This window comes from Pantoea sp. sgz302252 (assembly GCF_047713085.1).
Taxonomy (GTDB): Bacteria; Pseudomonadota; Gammaproteobacteria; order Enterobacterales; family Enterobacteriaceae; genus Scandinavium.
Genome location: NZ_JBLFJW010000008.1, coordinates 1 through 19,579, shown reverse-complemented (window position 1 = coordinate 19,579; position 19,579 = coordinate 1). Strand labels below are relative to the sequence as shown.

15 protein-coding genes are annotated in these 19,579 nt (G+C 51.2%); 6 read left to right on the top strand and 9 right to left on the bottom strand.

Annotated elements, in window-relative coordinates:
- Positions 1 to 15 precede the first annotated feature (15 nt).
- From tssK to tssB, 8 genes are read right to left on the bottom strand one after another with little or no spacing between them, the layout of a single operon-like run.
- A complete protein-coding gene (tssK, locus tag ACLW56_RS07980; RefSeq protein ID WP_330983258.1) occupies positions 16 to 1,359 on the bottom strand; it encodes a type VI secretion system baseplate subunit TssK in 1,344 nt (447 codons plus the stop codon).
- 2 nt (positions 1,360 to 1,361) lie between these two features.
- Positions 1,362 to 1,895 carry a type VI secretion system lipoprotein TssJ gene (gene tssJ, locus ACLW56_RS07975; protein WP_330983257.1) on the bottom strand — a complete coding sequence of 178 codons (534 nt, stop codon included), beginning with the start codon at positions 1,893 to 1,895 and terminating at the stop codon, positions 1,362 to 1,364.
- Entirely contained in the window at positions 1,892 to 3,178 is a 1,287-nt protein-coding gene (gene tagH / locus ACLW56_RS07970; protein WP_330983256.1) for a type VI secretion system-associated FHA domain protein TagH, read from the bottom strand. Before tagH ends, tssJ begins: the two co-directional genes overlap by 4 nt.
- Positions 3,179 to 3,194: 16 nt before the next feature.
- Positions 3,195 to 4,238, bottom strand: a complete 1,044-nt coding sequence (gene tssG / locus ACLW56_RS07965; RefSeq protein WP_330983255.1) for a type VI secretion system baseplate subunit TssG — start codon at positions 4,236 to 4,238, stop codon at positions 3,195 to 3,197.
- Positions 4,205 to 6,028 carry a type VI secretion system baseplate subunit TssF gene (gene tssF, locus ACLW56_RS07960; RefSeq protein ID WP_330983254.1) on the bottom strand — a complete coding sequence of 608 codons (1,824 nt, stop codon included), beginning with the start codon at positions 6,026 to 6,028 and terminating at the stop codon, positions 4,205 to 4,207. The genes tssG and tssF overlap by 34 nt, the downstream gene beginning before the upstream one ends.
- A gap of 5 nt (positions 6,029 to 6,033) precedes the next feature.
- Positions 6,034 to 6,456, bottom strand: a complete 423-nt coding sequence (tssE, locus tag ACLW56_RS07955) for a type VI secretion system baseplate subunit TssE (RefSeq protein ID WP_330983253.1) — start codon at positions 6,454 to 6,456, stop codon at positions 6,034 to 6,036.
- A gap of 5 nt (positions 6,457 to 6,461) precedes the next feature.
- Entirely contained in the window at positions 6,462 to 7,946 is a 1,485-nt protein-coding gene (gene tssC / locus ACLW56_RS07950) for a type VI secretion system contractile sheath large subunit (protein ID WP_330983252.1), read from the bottom strand.
- A gap of 19 nt (positions 7,947 to 7,965) precedes the next feature.
- The gene (gene tssB, locus ACLW56_RS07945) at positions 7,966 to 8,466 is read right to left on the bottom strand and encodes a type VI secretion system contractile sheath small subunit (RefSeq protein ID WP_330983251.1); all 501 of its coding nucleotides are present in this window, start codon (positions 8,464 to 8,466) and stop codon (positions 7,966 to 7,968) included.
- 704 nt (positions 8,467 to 9,170) lie between these two features.
- Between tssB and ACLW56_RS07940 the strand changes: the two genes are divergently transcribed.
- Positions 9,171 to 9,689: an Hcp family type VI secretion system effector gene (locus ACLW56_RS07940; protein WP_330983250.1), complete on the top strand. Its 519-nt coding sequence runs from the start codon at positions 9,171 to 9,173 to the stop codon at positions 9,687 to 9,689.
- 398 nt (positions 9,690 to 10,087) lie between these two features.
- Entirely contained in the window at positions 10,088 to 10,945 is an 858-nt protein-coding gene (locus ACLW56_RS07935; protein ID WP_330983249.1) for a DUF4225 domain-containing protein, read from the top strand.
- 9 nt (positions 10,946 to 10,954) lie between these two features.
- Here ACLW56_RS07935 and ACLW56_RS07930 read toward each other — a convergent pair.
- A protein-coding gene (locus tag ACLW56_RS07930; RefSeq protein ID WP_330983248.1) for an IS1 family transposase occupies positions 10,955 to 11,634 on the bottom strand; the annotation gives its coding sequence in 2 pieces (ribosomal slippage) (positions 10,955 to 11,388 and positions 11,388 to 11,634; 681 coding nt in all).
- 140 nt (positions 11,635 to 11,774) lie between these two features.
- Here ACLW56_RS07930 and ACLW56_RS07925 point away from each other — a divergent pair.
- The 4 genes from ACLW56_RS07925 to ACLW56_RS07910 form a co-directional block, all read left to right on the top strand.
- On the top strand, positions 11,775 to 12,125 hold the full coding sequence (locus ACLW56_RS07925) for a hypothetical protein (protein WP_330983247.1): 351 nt from the start codon (positions 11,775 to 11,777) through the stop codon (positions 12,123 to 12,125).
- Positions 12,126 to 13,228: 1,103 nt separating this feature from the next.
- Positions 13,229 to 15,220: a type VI secretion system Vgr family protein gene (locus tag ACLW56_RS07920; protein ID WP_415377634.1), complete on the top strand. Its 1,992-nt coding sequence runs from the start codon at positions 13,229 to 13,231 to the stop codon at positions 15,218 to 15,220.
- 9 nt (positions 15,221 to 15,229) lie between these two features.
- Positions 15,230 to 16,411 carry a DUF2169 domain-containing protein gene (locus ACLW56_RS07915; RefSeq protein ID WP_330983246.1) on the top strand — a complete coding sequence of 394 codons (1,182 nt, stop codon included), beginning with the start codon at positions 15,230 to 15,232 and terminating at the stop codon, positions 16,409 to 16,411.
- 2 nt (positions 16,412 to 16,413) lie between these two features.
- The coding region (locus tag ACLW56_RS07910; RefSeq protein ID WP_330983245.1) for a PAAR-like domain-containing protein at positions 16,414 to 19,579 on the top strand (3,166 nt) is incomplete at its 3' end.

The following is a 19,579-nucleotide window of genomic DNA, read 5'->3' as shown; positions in this document are numbered from 1 at the left end:
TTGTTCGCTCATGCCTTACCCTCTGATTGCCCACAACTGTATGTTCAGTTCCGGGAAAGAACCGGAAATATGCAGCCCCAGCGCCCCTGCTTTCACCACGTCCTGCCAGGCGGCAGCGCCCTTGTCCAGTTCAAAGTAAACAAAACCGTCGTGATACGGTAACTGACGTGGAGCGGCTGTTCGCGGCGTCAGCGGCACGCCCGGCACCTGTACGCTGACCATATCGCGGATCTTATTGGTGGCGGCCACTTTGGACTGCTGGATGAACTGGTGGATAAGCTGACTGTGCGGCATCCGCGCACGTACCGCCAGAATGAAGGTGCCCGCCTGCAACAGCGTCGGCTCGTTAACCGTGGCAACATAAAATCCGTCAGAGAAAGCAAGCGGCAGGTTCTGCGCTCGCGGCATCAGCACGGTGTTGAGCGCTCGTCGCAGCTCCGGGATCACCGTTTTAAACGACTGCGTAAGATCGCGGTGATTGTAGACATCCACCGGGCAGGGCAGACGGCTGTCTTCCGTAAAGGTCATCAGTTCGCCCAGCAGCCGGACCAGATCCAAATAAAAGGCTTCCGGAGACAGCGTGCGTAAATACGAACGGTGGGTGAAGTGCATCTGGCTGCGGTTAAGCATCTGCAACATCATAAACTCGGCCACATCGGCAATCCCACTCTGCTCGGGTGAGCCAATACGTTTTGCCAGTTCACTGGCGCGGTTACTGATAAGCCCCTGCACGTCACCGGCAAACCCGCTCAGCACCGGGCTGACGCGAATGGTCTGACAGGTCGGGATGAAACTGTCATCCAGCACCAGCGCCCCGTTGGCTTGCTGGCTGCGGATACGGCACAGCGGCAACGTCACCATCGCGCTGAGATCGTCCGCGCCACAGACGATTTTCGGGGCCAGTTGCCCCAGATCGATTTGCTGAACGTCTCCGCCATCGGAGTGCAAATCACGGACATCGGCGCGGGCCAGACGGTAGCGTTCCGTCCCCTGCCCGGCACTCTGGCGTCCCTCAATTTCGCAGGTAATATCACTGATGACCGGCAACGCCAGATAGATGTCATGACTGCCCTGACGGGAAAGATCGAGAGGCTGAAAGGGGGTTGGCAATTGATCCTGTCCCGGAATACTGAATACCGTGCCGTCCGGCATACAGCCCTCCGCACTGTCCAGCATGAGTTTTCCCTGGGCCAGCAACTCTGTATTAATCGACAGCAAGGTGAATCCCCAGGCAAAGTCGCCCTGCGCATTGATACGCTGGTTCAGCAAATACTCCTGATTACGCTGCTGTTGCTGGAAGTGTTGCGGCAGGGCAAACAGCCCCTCCTGCCAGATCACCCTGTTTTTCATGGTCGCCATCGTCAGTTGTCCTCTTTTTTCATTTCGATGCTGCCCTGCCGTACATGCACCAGCAGGCGGTAGCTATGGCCAGTGCCTTCCACCGGTTCGATTTGTTTCCATTCGGTGGCCTGGTCATCCGAAAAATAGGCCACAATGCCGATAAACTGCGTTTTCTCATCCAACTTCACCGGCGTCAGGGTCTTTATCGTGTCCGGCAGCAAGCTGAAATCCTGGTGATCGATATAGTTTTTCCCCAGCACATCCGGCAGTGGCGTGCCCGCGACCTGGTCATAGTCGGTGGCCTGCAACTTCGAATCGTCACTCATATAAATCAGTTGCACATCCACTGAGGCGGCTTCACCGTCCGCATTGATATTGGTGTCCGGTTCAGTCAGCAACGTGACCGTGACCTCTGACGGTTGCTGCGCCAGCTTCCCGACCTGAACGTCCGGATTGGCAATCACCTGACCGAGTTTTTTCGCCGTTTCGCAGCCGGTCAGGAGAACGCTGAAAAACAGCGCCACCCTGCAGACACGAAAAAAACGCCCTGTCATACTTCCGGCTCCCGCTGTTTCTCACGCAGAACACGGTCGTAGACCTGGGCGTACACTTCGTTAAACAGCATTTCAAATCCCTGCTGACGGCTGGACGCTAACTCGTCGTAATAATCGCTGTACATTTTCCATGCCCCGGCCTCGTCCAGCGGCTGGCGCAGTTCATGGCTGCGGCGGTACTGCACAAACCGACGCATCAGGCTCTGCGGCGAGAAAGCGTCGAGCAATACGCGCAATGATTCGACAATTGCGGCCCGATTGGCTTCTTCGTGGTGCCGGACATTACGCAGGCTCTCTCCCACGGCAGCAGGTGCTGCCAGATGTACCGGGCTTTTTCCCTCAGCAAACATCACGTCAAGCGCAGTGGCATAATCCATGTTCAGGCGCAGCGGGTTATCTTCCAGCGGGCGCAGGTGTTTATCCGACAGGCTGTTACGACGCTGTTGCAGATCGAGCAGTCCTTTAATTGCCGCCTGTAATGTCCTCCCGGCTTCCTCAAGGAAAGCATCCGCATCCTGTGAGTTGCGTACAGCAAGCGAGCTGCCCAGCCCACGTAGCAACGGAGTCACGGCGAGATGGAGCTGTGCGGTATCTGTCGGGGAGGCCCTATCATCATGGCTATCCTGCGGGCCGGGATGCACCGAGGGCAGATCCATAAACGATTTGTCGATAGCGCCATCCCTGCCGGAGGCCGAAACTCGTGTAGGGACAACGCCCGAAAGCGGATCGCCTGCCACGGTCAACCTTTCGGTCTGTAGTGCCTGGAGTGGATCGGCTGAAAAGCTGTTAACCACCGTATCTGCAAGCTGGTGCATCCGGGGCATTCCCGGATACGCAGGCTGGCCGTCCGTTGTCAACAGCGAGTCCGCCAGACCGTCGCGGTTGCCGACAATCGTTTCAGGTGCGGCCATCTGCTCGCTGTAACTGACCAGCTTCCCTTCGTGGATAAAGGCTTTCAGTGCCAGCGCGCCCAGCGCGATTTCATCACCCTGCCGCAGGCGTACCACCCCGGCATCCGGAGTGACCGGTGCCTGGTTAATCATCAGCCCCGGCATCAGGCTCCTCAGGCAAAATGCGCCATCATGCAAAACCACCCGGCAGGCGCGGCCGGCCACGGAACCCGCCCTGTCCTGTACCGGCCAGTGGCACTCGGGAACGCTGCCAATATCCCCACCTTCAGCAGTAAAGAGACATTTTGCCGCGCGCCCGCTTTCCAGTTCGTTGCCGTTCATCACCTGCAATGTCAGTGAAAGTACGGAAGACTGCGTTTTTTCCTCAGCCATATGCGATTCCATAAAATTAATCCCTGATGTGGAGGGTGACGGATGGCGGTGCTTTCGGCTGACCAATAAACGCCGTGCGCCCGATGCAGGAGCGGGAACGGTCACCCAACCGCATTCCCTTTGCCTGTTCCGGTGCCAGGTCCAGCCGTAAATCCCAGGCGAGCTGGTCACGTAACAGAAAGGAAATAAACAGGGTCAGCGCCTGGTGATTCTCGCCGTCCGGTAAAAACGAGAGGTAACGCGCCATTGACAGATTGCCCAGCCGCAGCAGGAATTTGCCGCTACGGTCAGGCACCCTGGCGCCGAGGGTAAAATTAACGCCAATAACCGAGCGCCCCGGCACATATCCGGCGGTTTTCCGCTTCGGATTGCGCACGCCCAGCCGGTTCTGTTGTGCGGGATCAACCGGCACCTTACGTAGCTGCCAGCTCTCAATGCTGACATTCGGTAAATCGAAACAATGGCTGACAAGATTGCATACCACATCCGGTGAACGCCCCGGCGTCGCCAGTATCCCGGCATAAGCCAGCATTTTACTGTGGTTAATGGCAAGTCTGTCGCGCACGCTCTGGTTACCCAGCCCAACCAGCGAATATATCCGCTGTGAAAAGGCATCTGTCCCGCCATTGCGAAAACAGATGTAGTAGCGGTACTTGCGCCAGGCGTGATAGGCAAACTGCGTCCAGCGGTGGCTGAACAGGTCGAGGAACGCTTTCAACCCCTCTTCATTCTGTGCGGACTCCCGCGCCATCCTGTCCAGGTAGTAACCGGGTAAGGGCGACTGGCTGCCGGAGAAACCGAGAAATTTTGTGGTCAGGATAAACTGCCCGGTATCGCTGCGCTCAAGCGTACTCAGATCGCTGCCCGGAAAAGCAATACTGGCATCAGATTTGAACAACGCCACTTCCTGCCCCGGCTCTGTACGCAGGGACGGTTCATGATTCGGATCACCATACTGACGGTACAACGACTCCATCAGCACATAAAAATTCATCCCACGCACATCCTGCTGTAATGCCATATCCCTTACATCAGGGCGTGCTGGCCTGTATGTTGCCATTCCCAGGACTCCTGACTTTCCGTGTTAATGATTTTGAGGCAGTGAAATGAATTTATGCTGGCGTACAGAGCGAAGAAATACGACAACACGCTTCCCAACAGGTAGATCTCACCTTCACACACAAAGGGATCGGGATTGATCCACAGCGTGGTGGACAGCCCCCGCACCGGTACGCCTTTAAACAAGCGGTCTATCGGACGGGACTCCATCCTCTCAATCGCGTCCAGTTTCTGGGTAGAAAGGCGGGCCTGTTGCGGATGATGGATACCGGGTAAATCAAACGTGCGCAGTATCTGGATCAGCACGTCCCTGTCCAGCAGAGAGAGATAGTTCAGGTTCATGCAGGAAATCAGCGACCAGTGCATGTCGCCATCCATCACCGGATATAGCGGGCGAGTCGGGCGTGTGACGTTACTAAAAGAAGCCACTGCCGGATTTTTGTTAACAGCCTCGCAGATATCACCAGCATGCAGCGAAGCAGGCAACATCCGGTTGGTACAGACCAGCGAGGCGGTAAACACCTCACCATTCAGGCGGGGATCGTCTGGCAAGCTGCCATCGGCGCGGACAAAAGCAATGGAATGATCCAGGCCGCGGTGAAACAGGGACGTTTTTGTACGGTGATGCCAGTAGACAACTTCACGCTGGCGGCTGTACTCGATCTGGTGCTGAAACCCCTCGAACTCAGGCCAGAGCCGGAACTTCTCACCATGTTTAGATTCGCTTGCTTTACTGGAAACCGACTGTACCCGAAAGATGTCACAGGACTCCGGATACTGCTGACTGGCACACAACGGGTACTGTGGCGCGTTACCATCTGGCCTGACAGGTTCAGAATGATGCACAAACAAGTTCACCGCAGGTGTGCAATACGGGCGCAGTGAATCCCTACGCAGTTTGATATCCGCAGGCAGTGGCAGGTTAAAATGCAGGCGCAGCGTAAAGTTGCTGACCGGAAAGGTCTCTGGTAACCGTGCGGCATCCCGCAGATGAAAGAAGAAAAAGCTCTCCGGGTAGCAGAAATACTCCTGGAGTACCCGATAGCCGCTATGGACATTTTTCGGCCACGGCAACAGCGCATCTTCCCGCTCAAACCCGGCGGCATTCAGCCACAGATCAGGCAATGATACGCGGTGTTCCCCGCTTACCAGTTCCGCATCCATCAACCGCTCACTAAACCACAAATAAAGCTGATGACGGGTATAGTCGTCCTCATTGCCCAGCCAGAAGGTGAGTTTGTTAAGATCCAGTTCGCCGGGAGAAACGTTACCCTCCGTGAAAAAATCAACCTCAATGAGGCCTTCTTTCAGGGTACTGGTATTACGCACATCCCGAACCAGCAGGGGTTGCAGCCAGATATCACGCGCCAGAGTAAAATGGCAGGCTGGCTGAGCGGCTTTATTATCCTCACCGGTCAATACGCCCTGAGCAAAGGTCTGCCTACTGCTTTCTGCCAGGGTTTTTATCAGTTCATCCCGGCAGACCTGAACAGAGGATTTCAGTTCCTTACTGGGCTGGTATTCAATCACCGCCATTGCCGGAACCGGGCGCAGATAATTGGGCCACAGCATATTGATTAGCCCATGCGTAAACTCCGGGAACTCATCTTCCAGCTTTTGTCGCAGGCCACCGGAAAGGAAAGCAAAAGCTTCCAGCAGGCGCTCCACATCCGGATCGCCCTCCTTCTCGGCCAGAAACCGGGCCAGATAAGGTTTTTCCTGTGCCAGCAGCTTGCCGAGTTGGCGCAGGTAGTCCAGTTCCTCACGATAATAACGTTCTTCGAAAGCCATCCGGTTTACTCCACACACCAGTGCTGGTGGTTATCCAGCAGAATGTCAAACTCCAGAACATCCTGCCTGTCGCTGAAATCCAGGTATGCCACAATGTGAAAACACAGATCCAGCGGCGCATGGCTATCCTCTGCGCGACCTGTCACCACCACATCCGAAATCCGAGGCTCATAGCGCAGAATGCAAGTCTTTATAGACTCAACCATCCAGCCCCGGATGCCCACAGAATCAGGGGATTCATCATTGAAATCAGCAATCCCCAGTTCCGGCGAGCCGTGACAACTACCGGAACGGGTATTGAGTACATTGCGCAGATTATTACGCACGGAATGCAGCAATATCGCCTTTGCTCGCTGGCGTGAAGGTGGCTTCGCCGACTCCCTAATACGTTCAAATAAACTGCCTCCGGACTCCCGTTCCGTTATCATGGTGTTTATTCCCTGTCTAACCGTCCAACCAGAGACAGTTCAAACGATGCCCCCATGTATTTAAAGTGCGGGCGGACGCTGAGCGCGACCTGATACCAGCCGGGTTCACCTTCCACCTCAGAAACCTCAATCTTCGCCTGACGCAGCGGTTTGCGGCTACGGACGTCAGAAGGCGGGTTTTCCTGGTCGGCCACATACTGGCGAATCCAGGTATTCAGCTCGCGCTCCAGATCACTTCTTTCTTTCCATGAGCCAAGCTGTTCGCGCTGCAGTACTTTGATGTAATGCGCCAGTCGGTTGATAACGAAAAGGTAAGGCAGTTGAGTACCGAGTTTGTAGTTAGTCTCGGCCTCCTTACCTTCCGCTGTATTGGGGAACACTTTCGGTTTCTGCACCGAGTTGGCGGAGAAAAATGCAGCGTTATCAGATCCTTTACGCATCGTCAGGGTGATAAAACCCTGCTCTGCCAACTCATATTCCCGCCTGTCGGTAATGAGAATTTCGGTCGGTACTTTGGCCTGGAGCTGACCCATTGCCTCATACAGATGCACCGGTAAATCTTTCACTGCGCCACCGCTTTGCGGACCAACGATATTCGGGCACCAGCGGGTTGACATAAAACTTTCAGCCATGTTTGCCGCCAGAAGAAACGCCGTATTCCCCCACAAATAATGCTCGTGGTTTTTGCTGACATCTTCACGATAATTAAAACTTTTCACCGGGTTTTCGTCAGGTGCATAAGGGTGGCGCAGCAGGAAACGCGGTGCCGTAAGACCGAGATTGCGGGCGTCTTCCGATTCACGCAGAGAACGCCATTTAGTGTACGCCGGGCCTTCAAAAATGGCGGCAACATCCCTGATACCAGGGAGTTCGGTAAAAGAATCCAGGCCAAAAAACTCCGGAGAAACCGAGGATAAGAACGGCGCATGGGCCATTGCGGAAACTGAGCTGATGTATTGCAGCAGCTTCATATCTGCGGCAGTGTTGTTGAAAGCGTAATTACCAATCACGGCAGCGACAGGTTCACCGCCAAACTGACCAAAACCCGTGGCGTAAACCTGTCGGTAAAAGCCAGACTGCGTGATTTCCGGTGCAAATGAGAAATCGTCCAGAAGCTCTTCTTTGGTGGCGTGCAGAAGGTGGATTTTGATGTTTTCCCGAGGATCTGCGTGATCGACCAGTAGCTTGAGTGAGCACAGGAACGACTCCAGTTCCTGGAACTCCGGGGCATGAAGAATCAAATCCATCTGGCGGCCCATACGCTCATCAATATCGGCAATCATGCCGTTGACCGCCAGGATATCGACAGGCTCCGCTTCGTTGTCACTCTGCAACAGCGCGGTAATGAACGCCGTCACGCCCTGCCGGGCAATGCCGTAACTTTCTGACTCCGGTTTAAAACGGGTCTGCGCCATGATTTCATCCAGCAGATTGGGCGCTGCAACTGGTGTGTTGGAAGCAGACGCTTCCGGTAAAGTGATCTCTGACATACTGAAGTCCTTGTACAAGTTAATTCCGACCTGCGAGACCCAACTCCGCAATCAGCTGTTCACGGCTCTTTTCGTCATCAAGCAATGCCTGAAGTTGTGCACGGAAAGCCGGGATATTGCCCATTGGCCCGCGAAGTGCTACCAGCGCTTCACGTAACTCCAGCATTTTTCGCATTTCCGGCACCTGGGCGGCAATGGTGTCCGGTGAGAGATCACTCAGTGCTCTGACTTTCAGGTTGATACCCATACGTGCATCAGGTGTTTCACTGAGCGCAGAAGGTACCGTGAACTCGCGTTCAATACCCGACTGTTCCAGTACCGCATTAAAATTATTACGATCGATGGCAACCGGTTGACGCTCATCCAGCGGTGTGTCATCAGTGCCACCGGTCAGGTTGCCTGTGACCAGCAGATTAAGTGGTAATTCCACTTCTGCGGTCTGATTTCCTACCGCTGGTTGAAATCTAATATTTACACGTTCACGTGGCGCAATACTGCCACCGTCATTTTTGACGCCCATAAAAATACTCCGTCAGGTTATCTCCCAGACCATGAATACAGCATAAACCGCACCAAAAAAAATACCGGAAATGCCGTTCCAGTGGCAGTAAAAACAATTTTTCACACCTTAAGCAATTTGCATTCTACGCGCAGAAAAATATTTGGAAAGCACTTTTTCTTCGAATAAAAGAGGGGTATCCTTCAATGAACAAATAGACCAGACATAAGATATCGCGAACTCATAGCGGTGAAAAAAAATGAAGACCACTTCATAAAAATCATGTAACTCATTGATTTACAATGACTTAAATAATTTTCACAATATAAAGCTTATAAAAAACTTATAAACTACATGCTGTTTTATTAGATTCATGGCTGGAGAATAACAATACTCAAGAAACATCTGATAAGCCATCAAGGAAAACGTCAAAAAACAATGGCTATAATACTCACCAGGAGCACGACATGCTTATTTACACAAGTATTAAAACGGACAATTTAAATACACTAATGCATGCATTGATATATATTAACCCTAATTTAAAAGCATTCACATCATCAATGTACTAGATTCTTGTGGCTGCCATTCATTTCGGTTTCGCCGTAAACCGAATACAGAAAATGACACGGTTCCCGATGTGAGCCGTATCAGTATCTGCCTGTCGAGGATTAACGACAGGTTATCGTAAGTCGTTGTTGATAATATTCACAAGGAGTTTATAAATGCCTACACCGTGTTACATATCCATTACAGGACAGACCCAGGGAAATATCACCGCAGGCGCTTTCACCGCTGATTCAGTCGGCAACATCTACGTGCAGGGCCACGAAGACGAAATGCTGGTGCAGGAGTTCCTGCATAATGTGACAGTGCCAACCGACCCACAATCTGGTCAGCCCTCAGGCCAGCGAGCCCACAAACCATTTATCTTCACGGTGGCGCTAAATAAAGCCGTACCGCTGTTGTACAACGCACTCGCCTCAGGTGAAATGCTTCCAACAACGGAACTTAAATGGTGGCGTACTTCTATCGAAGGTAAGCAGGAGCATTATTTCACCACTCGCCTCACTGACTCGACTATCGTCGATATCAATCTTCATATGCCGCACTGCCAGGACCCGTCTCAGCGTGAATTTACTCAATTGCTGGCCGTGAAACTGGCTTACCGCAAAATTGAGTGGGAGCACGTTAAGTCTGGCACTTCTGGTGCCGACGACTGGCGCGCACCGCTGGAAGCATAAGTTAACCAACAGCATCCTGCCCTCACGGGCTGGGTGCTGTTTTGCATCACAACAAAAGTAAATCTGAAGGCAGTCAGTAAGGCGTGACGTTTTCATGGGAGATGGCGAAAGCCGGAAACTTCGGCGGTAGCGTGCCTGAAGGTATCCCAGCTAAGGTGCCCTTAACCACTTGAGCTAAATTAATCATCTGTTTTCAAGCTACGTTGAACTATGGTCCGCTACTGCATTCCGATGGAGCATGCACTCTGTTCAAGTTCACCTAATTATGTTTTGGCAAATCATAAGGCTTCTAAAGCCGGGTTAAGACAATAGTTAGAACGCTTCTGTGGACGAAAATCACCAGACACTACACATTTTAGTTTGAACTTTCATGGATATGAGGTTAAAGAGAGAATTATATGAGGGGATTTATTCAAGGCGGAATTGGTAACGATGGTACTATAGATGGATTCATCAGATCTCAAGGCGAGCTTGAGGCTAAAGCTTTAAAACAACTGGCTTTCAAAGCTTCTGGTTTTATCAATAATGACAAAGTACGATATGATTTTGTTATTAACATTGACACATTCACAAAATACCAACTCGAATGTATTAAAGGGAATCGCTTTCAGGGAGAAAAAAATCTGGCTCTGAATTATTTACAACAGGAACAAGAATATCTTGAAAAACAAATATCTTGGTTGCAATCAAAACAGATAAAACCAGCTGCGTCGATTGAAGTTAGAATTGTAAGCGGTGTATTATCCTATATTGTAAAAAGTATTGGACTAATCGGTGGTGTGCTTCAAATAGCAGTTGGTGGATTTCTTCTTTTGGCTGGTTCACCAACAGTCGTCGGTTCAGCCATTGGTGCCATGCTCATCTTACATGGAACAACCAACCTTTGGGAGAGCAGTAACAGTTTATTTTTTGGAGATGATGACGCAATAGGCCCAGCTACATTTATTTATGGTGAAGTAGCCAATTTATTAGACTTTGACAGAGGTTATGGCAAAATGGCATTTGCCGGAATCGATCTGGTGTTATCCGCGACGACGCTATTAGGCGCTAAGTTATTACCTGACGCCTGGAGACTCTTTCGTTATATCCCAACAGATTATGCGATAGGATTTAAAACGATGAGTACTTTGGAATTATCTGCAGAACTTTTTCCTGATGCAGCCACACTGTACGCTGGTACTCAAACCTATTTTTCCTTGCCTGAACCGGAGCCTGAAAAACCATCTCGCCCACTTATTCCATTTAATGACTGGTGATGCGTCCAATTAGTAGAACATGTATTTTTCAATGAAGGCCCCGATGACCTTTTCATGCAGCTCGACAGAGCGTGAGAAGCAGATTGTTTTTCGGACCAGGCGCTTGATGCGGGTTCTTAGCGTCAGATTGTTACGCTCAATTTTACCGGTCAGATGCTTCTCTTTCGGCACTTCCCGGGCATAACTGCCCCAGTCATCGCTGGTTATCATCCCGATATTAAACGGTGTGAGCAGGGCCAGCAGTTCACGGCAGGTTTCATCCGTCCGTGGCCCAAATGTATAAGCCAGAATGCCGCCTGTTTTGGTGTTGTATGCATACCAAAGCCAGTGCTGACGGGCTTTACTGCCGACAAAGCTCCATTGCTCATCGAGTTCGCAAATAAGCGCCACATCGGCATGGGCGACCGGAGAGGAGGTTATTCGCTTTGGCGCGAGTTTTTTAAAGTGCGGATGACGGTGTTAATGCCGATTTTGAGCGTCCTGGCGGTATCACGGATACCAGCCCCGTTGAAAGCCATTTCGGTTATCTGCTCTTTGACACCGGGTTTACGGGCTTCATAGGTGTAAGTGAGGAGAAAAACACGGTGGCAGTCACGGCAGCGAAATCGGTCACGGCCTTTAGGGTTTTGACCATGGCGATAAACCTGAGCAGACTGACAACGGGGACAATGAACAACAGCGGTGGCCATGAGGGAACCTCAAAGTGAGCATTATACATCAATTCAACTAATTAGAGGCATCACCTAATGACTATTAGTTGCAACATCATTGCATCATGCACTATCATGACCTCAGTAAAATCATCACTTTAAATTTTTAGGGTGCTTAAATGAATGAAGATGAATTGATAAAAACAATGCTTAATAAAAAGTTCTCAAAGAAACAAATAAAAAATTTAAAAAAAATATCAGAAAAATATGCAACCCCACTTTATGACACTATTTTTGAACTTTCTCGACGTTTCCCTCGTTCCTTACTTATACACGTCTTAACATTTTTTTTGATCTTTCACTCATATATCCAACTCAGCGAAAAGCATGGACACACTATTGGGCGAATTTTACTCTCCATCGGTATATTATGTATAATTTATTTAATACTTGACCTTTTCGCACCATTGTCACAAGGATACAAGGCCAGAAAAGTCATAAAAGAAATAAATAAAAAAGACCATAACTAATTTACATCCAATTAGGTTCAAGTCAAGGTGAAAATTATAAAAATAGGTCCAACTTGTAAAATAACAATATTTTTACACAAACATATTTAGATATTAGCCCACAGGAGACAACCAATTCTTTATCAGTATATAAGCATATATTTATTTTGGGATATGACAACAATGGAAATTAAAGTAATGGACCCAGAAGATCGAATGATGAACATATTAATCAGCACAAATGATTTAGTAAATACATGGATGGATAATGAATGGATGCCTCCATCCCTCTCTCATCCTTGACGAATAAAACAAATTTCTTGCGTGTGATTTTATCTTTATTCTGGCTATACATTAACTTTAATATCTTAAAGAGATTGCTAACCCAAGAAGAGTCAACAAAAAATTTCTATGCATTATTAGTGTCATTGATTGCCCCTATTTTTCATTTTTTGTGTTTTCAATTTTGGAAGGATACCTTTTCTTGATATCGAATTGAATGATAACATCCCACTATATTACACTTCCTTTGGGCTCGCATGGTTCAGTGCATTACCTTACATAGTCGCAAGGCGACTGTATACATAGAAACACATGGAGTGACAGAGACAATCTTACTGAGGATGGAATTCAGATTAATAAACATTATTATGACAATATTTACTGATAAAACCAATTTTATCTACGTATTTCTCTCTCTGCTTGGTATGTATGTTAATTTTAATAGCCTAAAAAAACTCTTAAACACAGAAAGCCCAATACACCATATTTATGCAATAGTTACATCGATGATATTTCCTGTATTTCACTTATATGTATTTAACTTTGGCACTATACCTTTTTTTAATATTGATATCAGTGACAACATCCCTTTGTACTACATATCATTTGGATTGAGCTTCATTAGCTTATTACCTTATATTGCCGCACGCCGACCATATAGATAATAACAGATAAGCAGTACACAGAGTTTGAAATCATCTAAATTATTAAGCAGGGGCTTTGTTTTAAAAAGTAGCTAGCGTTCTCTCAAACTCAGAACTCTCTTAATACCCCCCATATCTGATGTTTGTGATTTGCCCCTTCAATTTTCAAATAAAAATCTAACATAAGGATGAATAGATATGTCGTTAAAAGGACTACGTTTTACTCTGGAAGTGGACGGCCAAAATCCGGATACTTTCGCCGTTGTAAATTTCCAATTAAGCCAATGCTTTTCTGTCCCATTTGTATTAAACGTAGATGTTGCTAGTGAAGTATTTAGTTTAGCTGCTAGCAATTTACTTGAAAAAAATGCCACTCTGATCATCTGGCAAGGGCCAACGCCATTGCGCTATGTCACCGGAGTGGTAGCCAAGTTTGCGATAAAAGAGAACAATCGCTGGCAGATGCGCTATCGAATTAGTATCTACCCTCCTTTTTGGCGCTGCAAATTTCGCCAGAATTTCCGCATTTTCCAACAGCAGGATATCCAGACTATCTCAGCCACCCTGCTGGATGAGAATGGTGTTACTGACTGGGTCCCCTCCTTTAATGCCGACCACCCTGCCCGTGAATTTTGCGTGCAGTATGGCGAAAGCGATCTGGCGTTTTTATCTCGCCTGTGGGCAGAGGAAGGCATTTTCTATTATAACAAACTCGCGCCGAACGGTCCGGATCAGAAGCTGACGTTGTGTGATGATGTGGCGGGTCTGACCCCAATGAATGAGGCCATTACCTTCAACCCGAACACTACTCCAGAAGTCACCAGTGAATGTATCAACACATTCCATTATGAGGCGAGCGTTCGTCCTTCCTCGGTGCTGAGCAAGGATTACACCTTCAAGACTCCCGGCTGGGAGGGAAAATATAGTGAACAGGGCGAAAACCTGAACGGCCAGTACTCACAATACGAAATCTATGACTATCCGGGGCGTTTCAAGGACGAGGGCCACGGGCAGGATTTTACCCGCTATCAGATAGAGGCATTACGCAATAACGCGGAAACCGCCAGTGGTATCAGCAACTCGCCGAAACTCTGGCCAGGAACGCGTTTTACGCTGAAAAACCATCCGCAGGAAACGCTTAACCAGGAATGGCAGGTGATCAGCAGCACCCTGACTGGCTCGCAGCCGCAGGCGCTGCATGGCAGCCAGGGGCGTGGAACCACCCTGGAAAACCGGTTCACGGTCATTCCGGCCGACCGCACCTGGCGTCCACGTCTTCATTCCAAACCCAAAGTGGATGGCCCGCAAAGCGCCATCGTCACCGGCCCGGCGGGTGAGGAAATTTTCTGCGACGAGCATGGTCGCGTGCGCGTGCAGTTTCACTGGGATCGGTATAACCCTAAGGATGAAACCAGCTCCTGCTGGGTACGTGTCTCGCAGGCATGGGCAGGCACCGGATTCGGTAACCTGGCTATTCCGCGTATAAACCAGGAAGTAATAGTGGACTTCCTTAATGGCGACCCTGACCAGCCCATCATTATGGGGCGTACCTATCACCAGGATAACCGCTCACCAGGTGGCCTGCCCGGCACCAAAACCCAGATGACCATCCGTTCAAAGACCTACAAAGGCAGTGGCTTTAACGAACTGCGCTTTGAGGATGCGACCAGCAAAGAACAGCTCTATATGCACGCCCAGAAAGACATGGTGACCGAGGTGCTGCATGACCGGACGACCACGGTAAAACACGATCACACCGAAACCATCACCAATAACCAGACTGTCACGGTCGGCGTCGGCCAGACGGTGAATGTCGGCAGCAAAAAGGAAGGCGGGCACGATCAGAAAGTCACTGTCGCCCATGACCAGACTATCACCGTCCAGAATAACCAGAAGCTGGATGTCAAAGAGAAGCGCACGAAAGATGTTGGCGGCGACCAGGAAACAACCATCACGGGTAATGATACCGAAACCGTAAAACAGGCACAGACCATCACGGTAAATAAAACCTACAAGCTTGATGTCACCAATACCGCCACCATTCAATCTGGCGACAAAATTGAGCTGACGTGTGGTGCCAGCTCCATCACGCTGGAGTCTGGAGGAAAGGTCACCATCAGCGGAACGGAATTCGAATTTACGGCCAGCGGCCCGGCCAATATCAAAGGCAAAGACGTATTCATCAACTGAGGCAGGAAAATGGAATTTCGCAATCTGACGCCGTTTTCAGTGATGGAATATGCGATGGACGACAAGCATAACGAGCGCCATCGCGTCGTTGTCATGAAAACCGGCTTTCGGCTGATACAGGATGAAAAGGGTCGATGGCGGACGCAACTGATGGAAAACCCGCCGCTGCCACTCTGTGTGGAAGATGAGTATTCCGGAGAAATGAATGTTTCGCCGGTACTGCGTGAAAGTGACCTTGCGCCCCTGAAACCCGCCTGTGACATCATCGTCAATGGAACAGCTTACACGCCGGGTGGCGTCGCCGCGCCGGAAATGACGGCGGGCGTGCTGATGCGTTCACCCTCAGGTGACGTCATTCTGGATAAAAAACTACAGGTGACGGGAAAACGCTTTTACCAGCGTCATGCCTTAACCGGGCAATGGTACGAAACTGAACCCGAGCCGTTCACTTCATTGCCACTGGATTACCGTTATGCCTTTGGCGGCGAATGCCGCATTGAGGCTGATAGTGAGTATGCCGGGCGTATTCCTGAAGAATATCGTCTGACCGATGCCCAGCGCCGTGAACATCCTGACCCGGATAACCCACCCCTGGCGCATATGGCCTGCCCGGTCAATCCACTGGGGCTGGGTTACGCACAGCCGTGGCATCTGCAAGCCTGTGGCATTCACCAGGTCGAAGCGCCACGCATTATCGCCACCGACAGCCCGTTCACCCTGAAACAGTTTATGGCCTGTCTTGACGGAAAGGCTGACTGGTTTGCGCCTGAATTTCAGCCTGCGGGTTTTGGTGTTGTGGGTCGTACATGGTGGCCGCGCCTGCTGCTGGCAGGTACTTATGACCAGGAGTGGCTGGAAACACAGCATCCTGAGCTGCCGGATGATTTTGATTTTAATTACTGGAACTGCGCCCCGGATGACCAACGTATCCCTTTTCCATTACCGGGACCGGAGTTTGTACTGACGGGTTTTCGTCCGAATGGTGATATCCATTTCACCCTTCCAGCACACCAGGGGCGCCTGTTGCTGCGGGCCATGAGCGGGCACCGCATGCCGCTGCCTATGCTGCTGGACACCGTGGAAATCAATACTGACACACTGACCGTGGCGCTGACCTGGCGCTTTCTGCTGCCAAACAACACGCCACCGGTGCGGGTGCTGGAAGCACGATACAGAACACGGAGCGCATAAATATGGCCGATAACTATACTGCCCGCCAGAGCGGAGCATGGACCGTCGTCAGCACCAAACCGGATGTGTGTAAAACCCCTAAAGGCTCTTCCACACCGCCGATCCCCTATCCGGTGACAGCCAATATGGCGACGGCCGTGGGGGTGGTTCCGACAGTAATATTGAACGGCTTCCCGGCCGTCGTGCTCGCCCAGAGCGCTATTCCGAAAACAATCGGTGACAAAGCTGGGCAGGCAAAAGGCACCAGCAGCGGTACGGTGGAGGGGGTCTGCGAACCGCTGGGCCATAGTGAAACAGTGTTCTTTGGTCAAAAACCCATACTGCGACACAACGATGAGTTCTGGATGAACAACCGGAACACCATTGGAATTATTGTTGGTCAGCCCCCACCAGCAGGTGTATCAGCAGAGGATGCTGACCCGCCGGATGAACCGGAAACCGAAGAAGAGGAAAAAGAAGAAGGCGGCTGGCTGGACTGGGTACAGTCGGGGCTGGACGTGGCGGGATTTATTCCTGTCTTTGGCGCACTGGCAGATCTCGCGAATGTGGCTATCAGCGCCGGGCGCGGAAACTATGCTGAAGCAGCAATGTCACTGCTTGCCGCGGTACCGGGGATAGGCGATGCGGCAGCAGCAGCAAAGATGGCCGTTAAAGGGGCCAAAGCCGTCGGTAAGATGGCGGCGAAAGATGCAGCAAAGGCAGCGGCAAAAGCCGCCGCCAAAGCGGCAAAAGCAGCCAGGGCTGCGGCCAGAGCCGCAGCGAAAGCGGCAAGAGAAGCCGCCGCAAAACTCAAGGGTGGAATTGTTAAAGGATGGAAAGATTTAAAACAGGATCTCGGCGAGAAACTGAAAGAGCTGTTCTGCGCCAGTGACCCGGTGGATGTGGTTACCGGCTCTCTTATTCAGCAACTCAGTGTCCTGAGTCTGCCCGGTTCTTTGCCGCTGACACTTTCACGTTTTTACCGTTCCCGGGCAAAAGAAACCGGAATATTTGGCCCCAAATGGATGGATGAGTGGGCCTGTTCACTGGTCGTACACGATGACGGCAATCTGCACTTCACTGACTACGATGGCGTGGTGCTTTACTTCCCAGTCCCGCAGAACGGTATTTTCCACAATGCAGCCAACTTCCGTGTCAGCCACTACCGCCTTACAGGTGATATGGCCGGAGAGCTGGCCGTTTTCGACCGACGCACTCAGCAGACCCGAATATTTTCTCCTGCCAGTACGGGTGTCTGGCTGCTGTCCGCCCTGCATGACAATTATGGCAACCGGATTGAATTCATCCGCACCGATGGCCTGCTGACAGAAATTAACCACAGTGATGGCTACACGATCGCGCTTGACTGGCAGCAGTCTCAACTGATGGGCATTGACCTGGTGACCCCGCAGCGCCAGCGCCTTGTTACCTGTCAGTATGATGACAAGGGTTATCTGGCAGAGTGCGACACTTTCCAGTTTACCCATTTGTGGCATGAATACACGCCGGAAGGATTGATGACCCGCTGGCGGGACACTGACAAAACACAGGTCAGTTACCGCTATGATGGGGCGGGAAGAGTTACTGACGTCTCCACTCCAGAAGGGTATTACAATGACCATTTTATCTATGACGATGAAGCTCGCTGCACCATCTACCTTGACGCAGAAGGCGGAGAAACTCATTACCGATACAATGAAGACTATCTTGTTACCAGCATCACCGACCCACTGAAGCGAGAAGAAGTCTCGGAATGGGAAGGAACGAAACTCTTGTCCCGCACCGACGCTCTGGGTCGTACCACCAAATACCATTACAACGATGAGGGAGATATCAGCCATGTCTCCCTGCCAGGCGGCTACAGTCTGTATTACGACTACAACGAAAACGGTCAGTTAGTCAGCCTGACCCTGCCCGGCAACAAGGTGTGGCAATGGGACTACGACGATAACGGCAGCATCGTCACTCTCACCGACCCGCAGGGTCGGAAACAGCAGTTCAGCCACAACGAACAGGGCGATTTATTGGCCCACATCCTGCCCGGTGGTGCCACCTGGAGCTGGAGTCATGACGCCCTGCATCAGGTTCAGAAAACTGTTGCACCCGATGGCGGCGTCACGTACACCGAGACCGATTTCCTCGGCCGCCTGCTAAGTGTCAAAGACCCGCTGGGCTTTACCACTCAGTTCCGCAACAGCAAGGGCCATGCCGGACCACAGGGCAGCGTCGAGGAAATAAATCGTCCGGACGGCGTGCGCGAACTGCTGCGCCAGAACAGCGAGAAGCTACAGGAAAGTTTCACCGATGGTGAAGGGAAAACCACGCGTTATGAATATGGTGCCTTTGATCTACTAACCGCCGTCATCCGTCCGGATGGCGAACGGCTGGAATGTCTCTACGACAAGCTCACCCGCTTAACCAACATCACCAATGCTGCTGGCGAACACTACCGGCTGGAGTACGATAAGGCCGGGCAACTTATCGCCGAGACGGATTTCACCGGCCGCACGCTGCGCTATCAATACGATGTGGCAGGCCGCTGTATCTGCACCACCTTCCCGGACGGCACGCACCTCAACCGTCGCTACAACGTGACCGACCAGCTCACCGATGAAGAGGTGACACAGGGCGACAGCGACCGCGTTATCAGCGCCACCACTTTCCGCTACGACACCCTGTGCCGCCTGGTGGAGGCGAAAAATGACGATGCCACCGTCACGTATGAGTACGACGACAGCGGAAAAATCATCGCCGAGACCCTGAATGGCAGGCGCACGGAATATGGTTACGATGAACAACGTGATTTCATCACGCAGCGCACCACTGGCGGACTTAGCGAGCGCTTCACCCGTGGTCTGATGGGAGAGCTGAAAGTCTGGCAGCTTAACGACCATGACCCGCTTACGTTTGAGCACGACCTGCGCGGCCAGGAAACCTCGCGCCGCAGCGAGACCGGTTTTTATCAGACTCTGGGCTACACACCCGTCGGGATGCTGACGCAGCAACGAGCAGGCAGCCAGAGCGAACCGGACACCCGCCACAAAAACCTCCAGCGCCAGTGGCTGTACGACAAGGCGTATAACCTGACAGCAATCGCTGACTCGCTGCGCGGCTCCATGTTCAACAGTCTGACGGCGAATGACCAGATAAGTCACGCCACCTGGACGGGCAGCACGACTGTTCCGATGC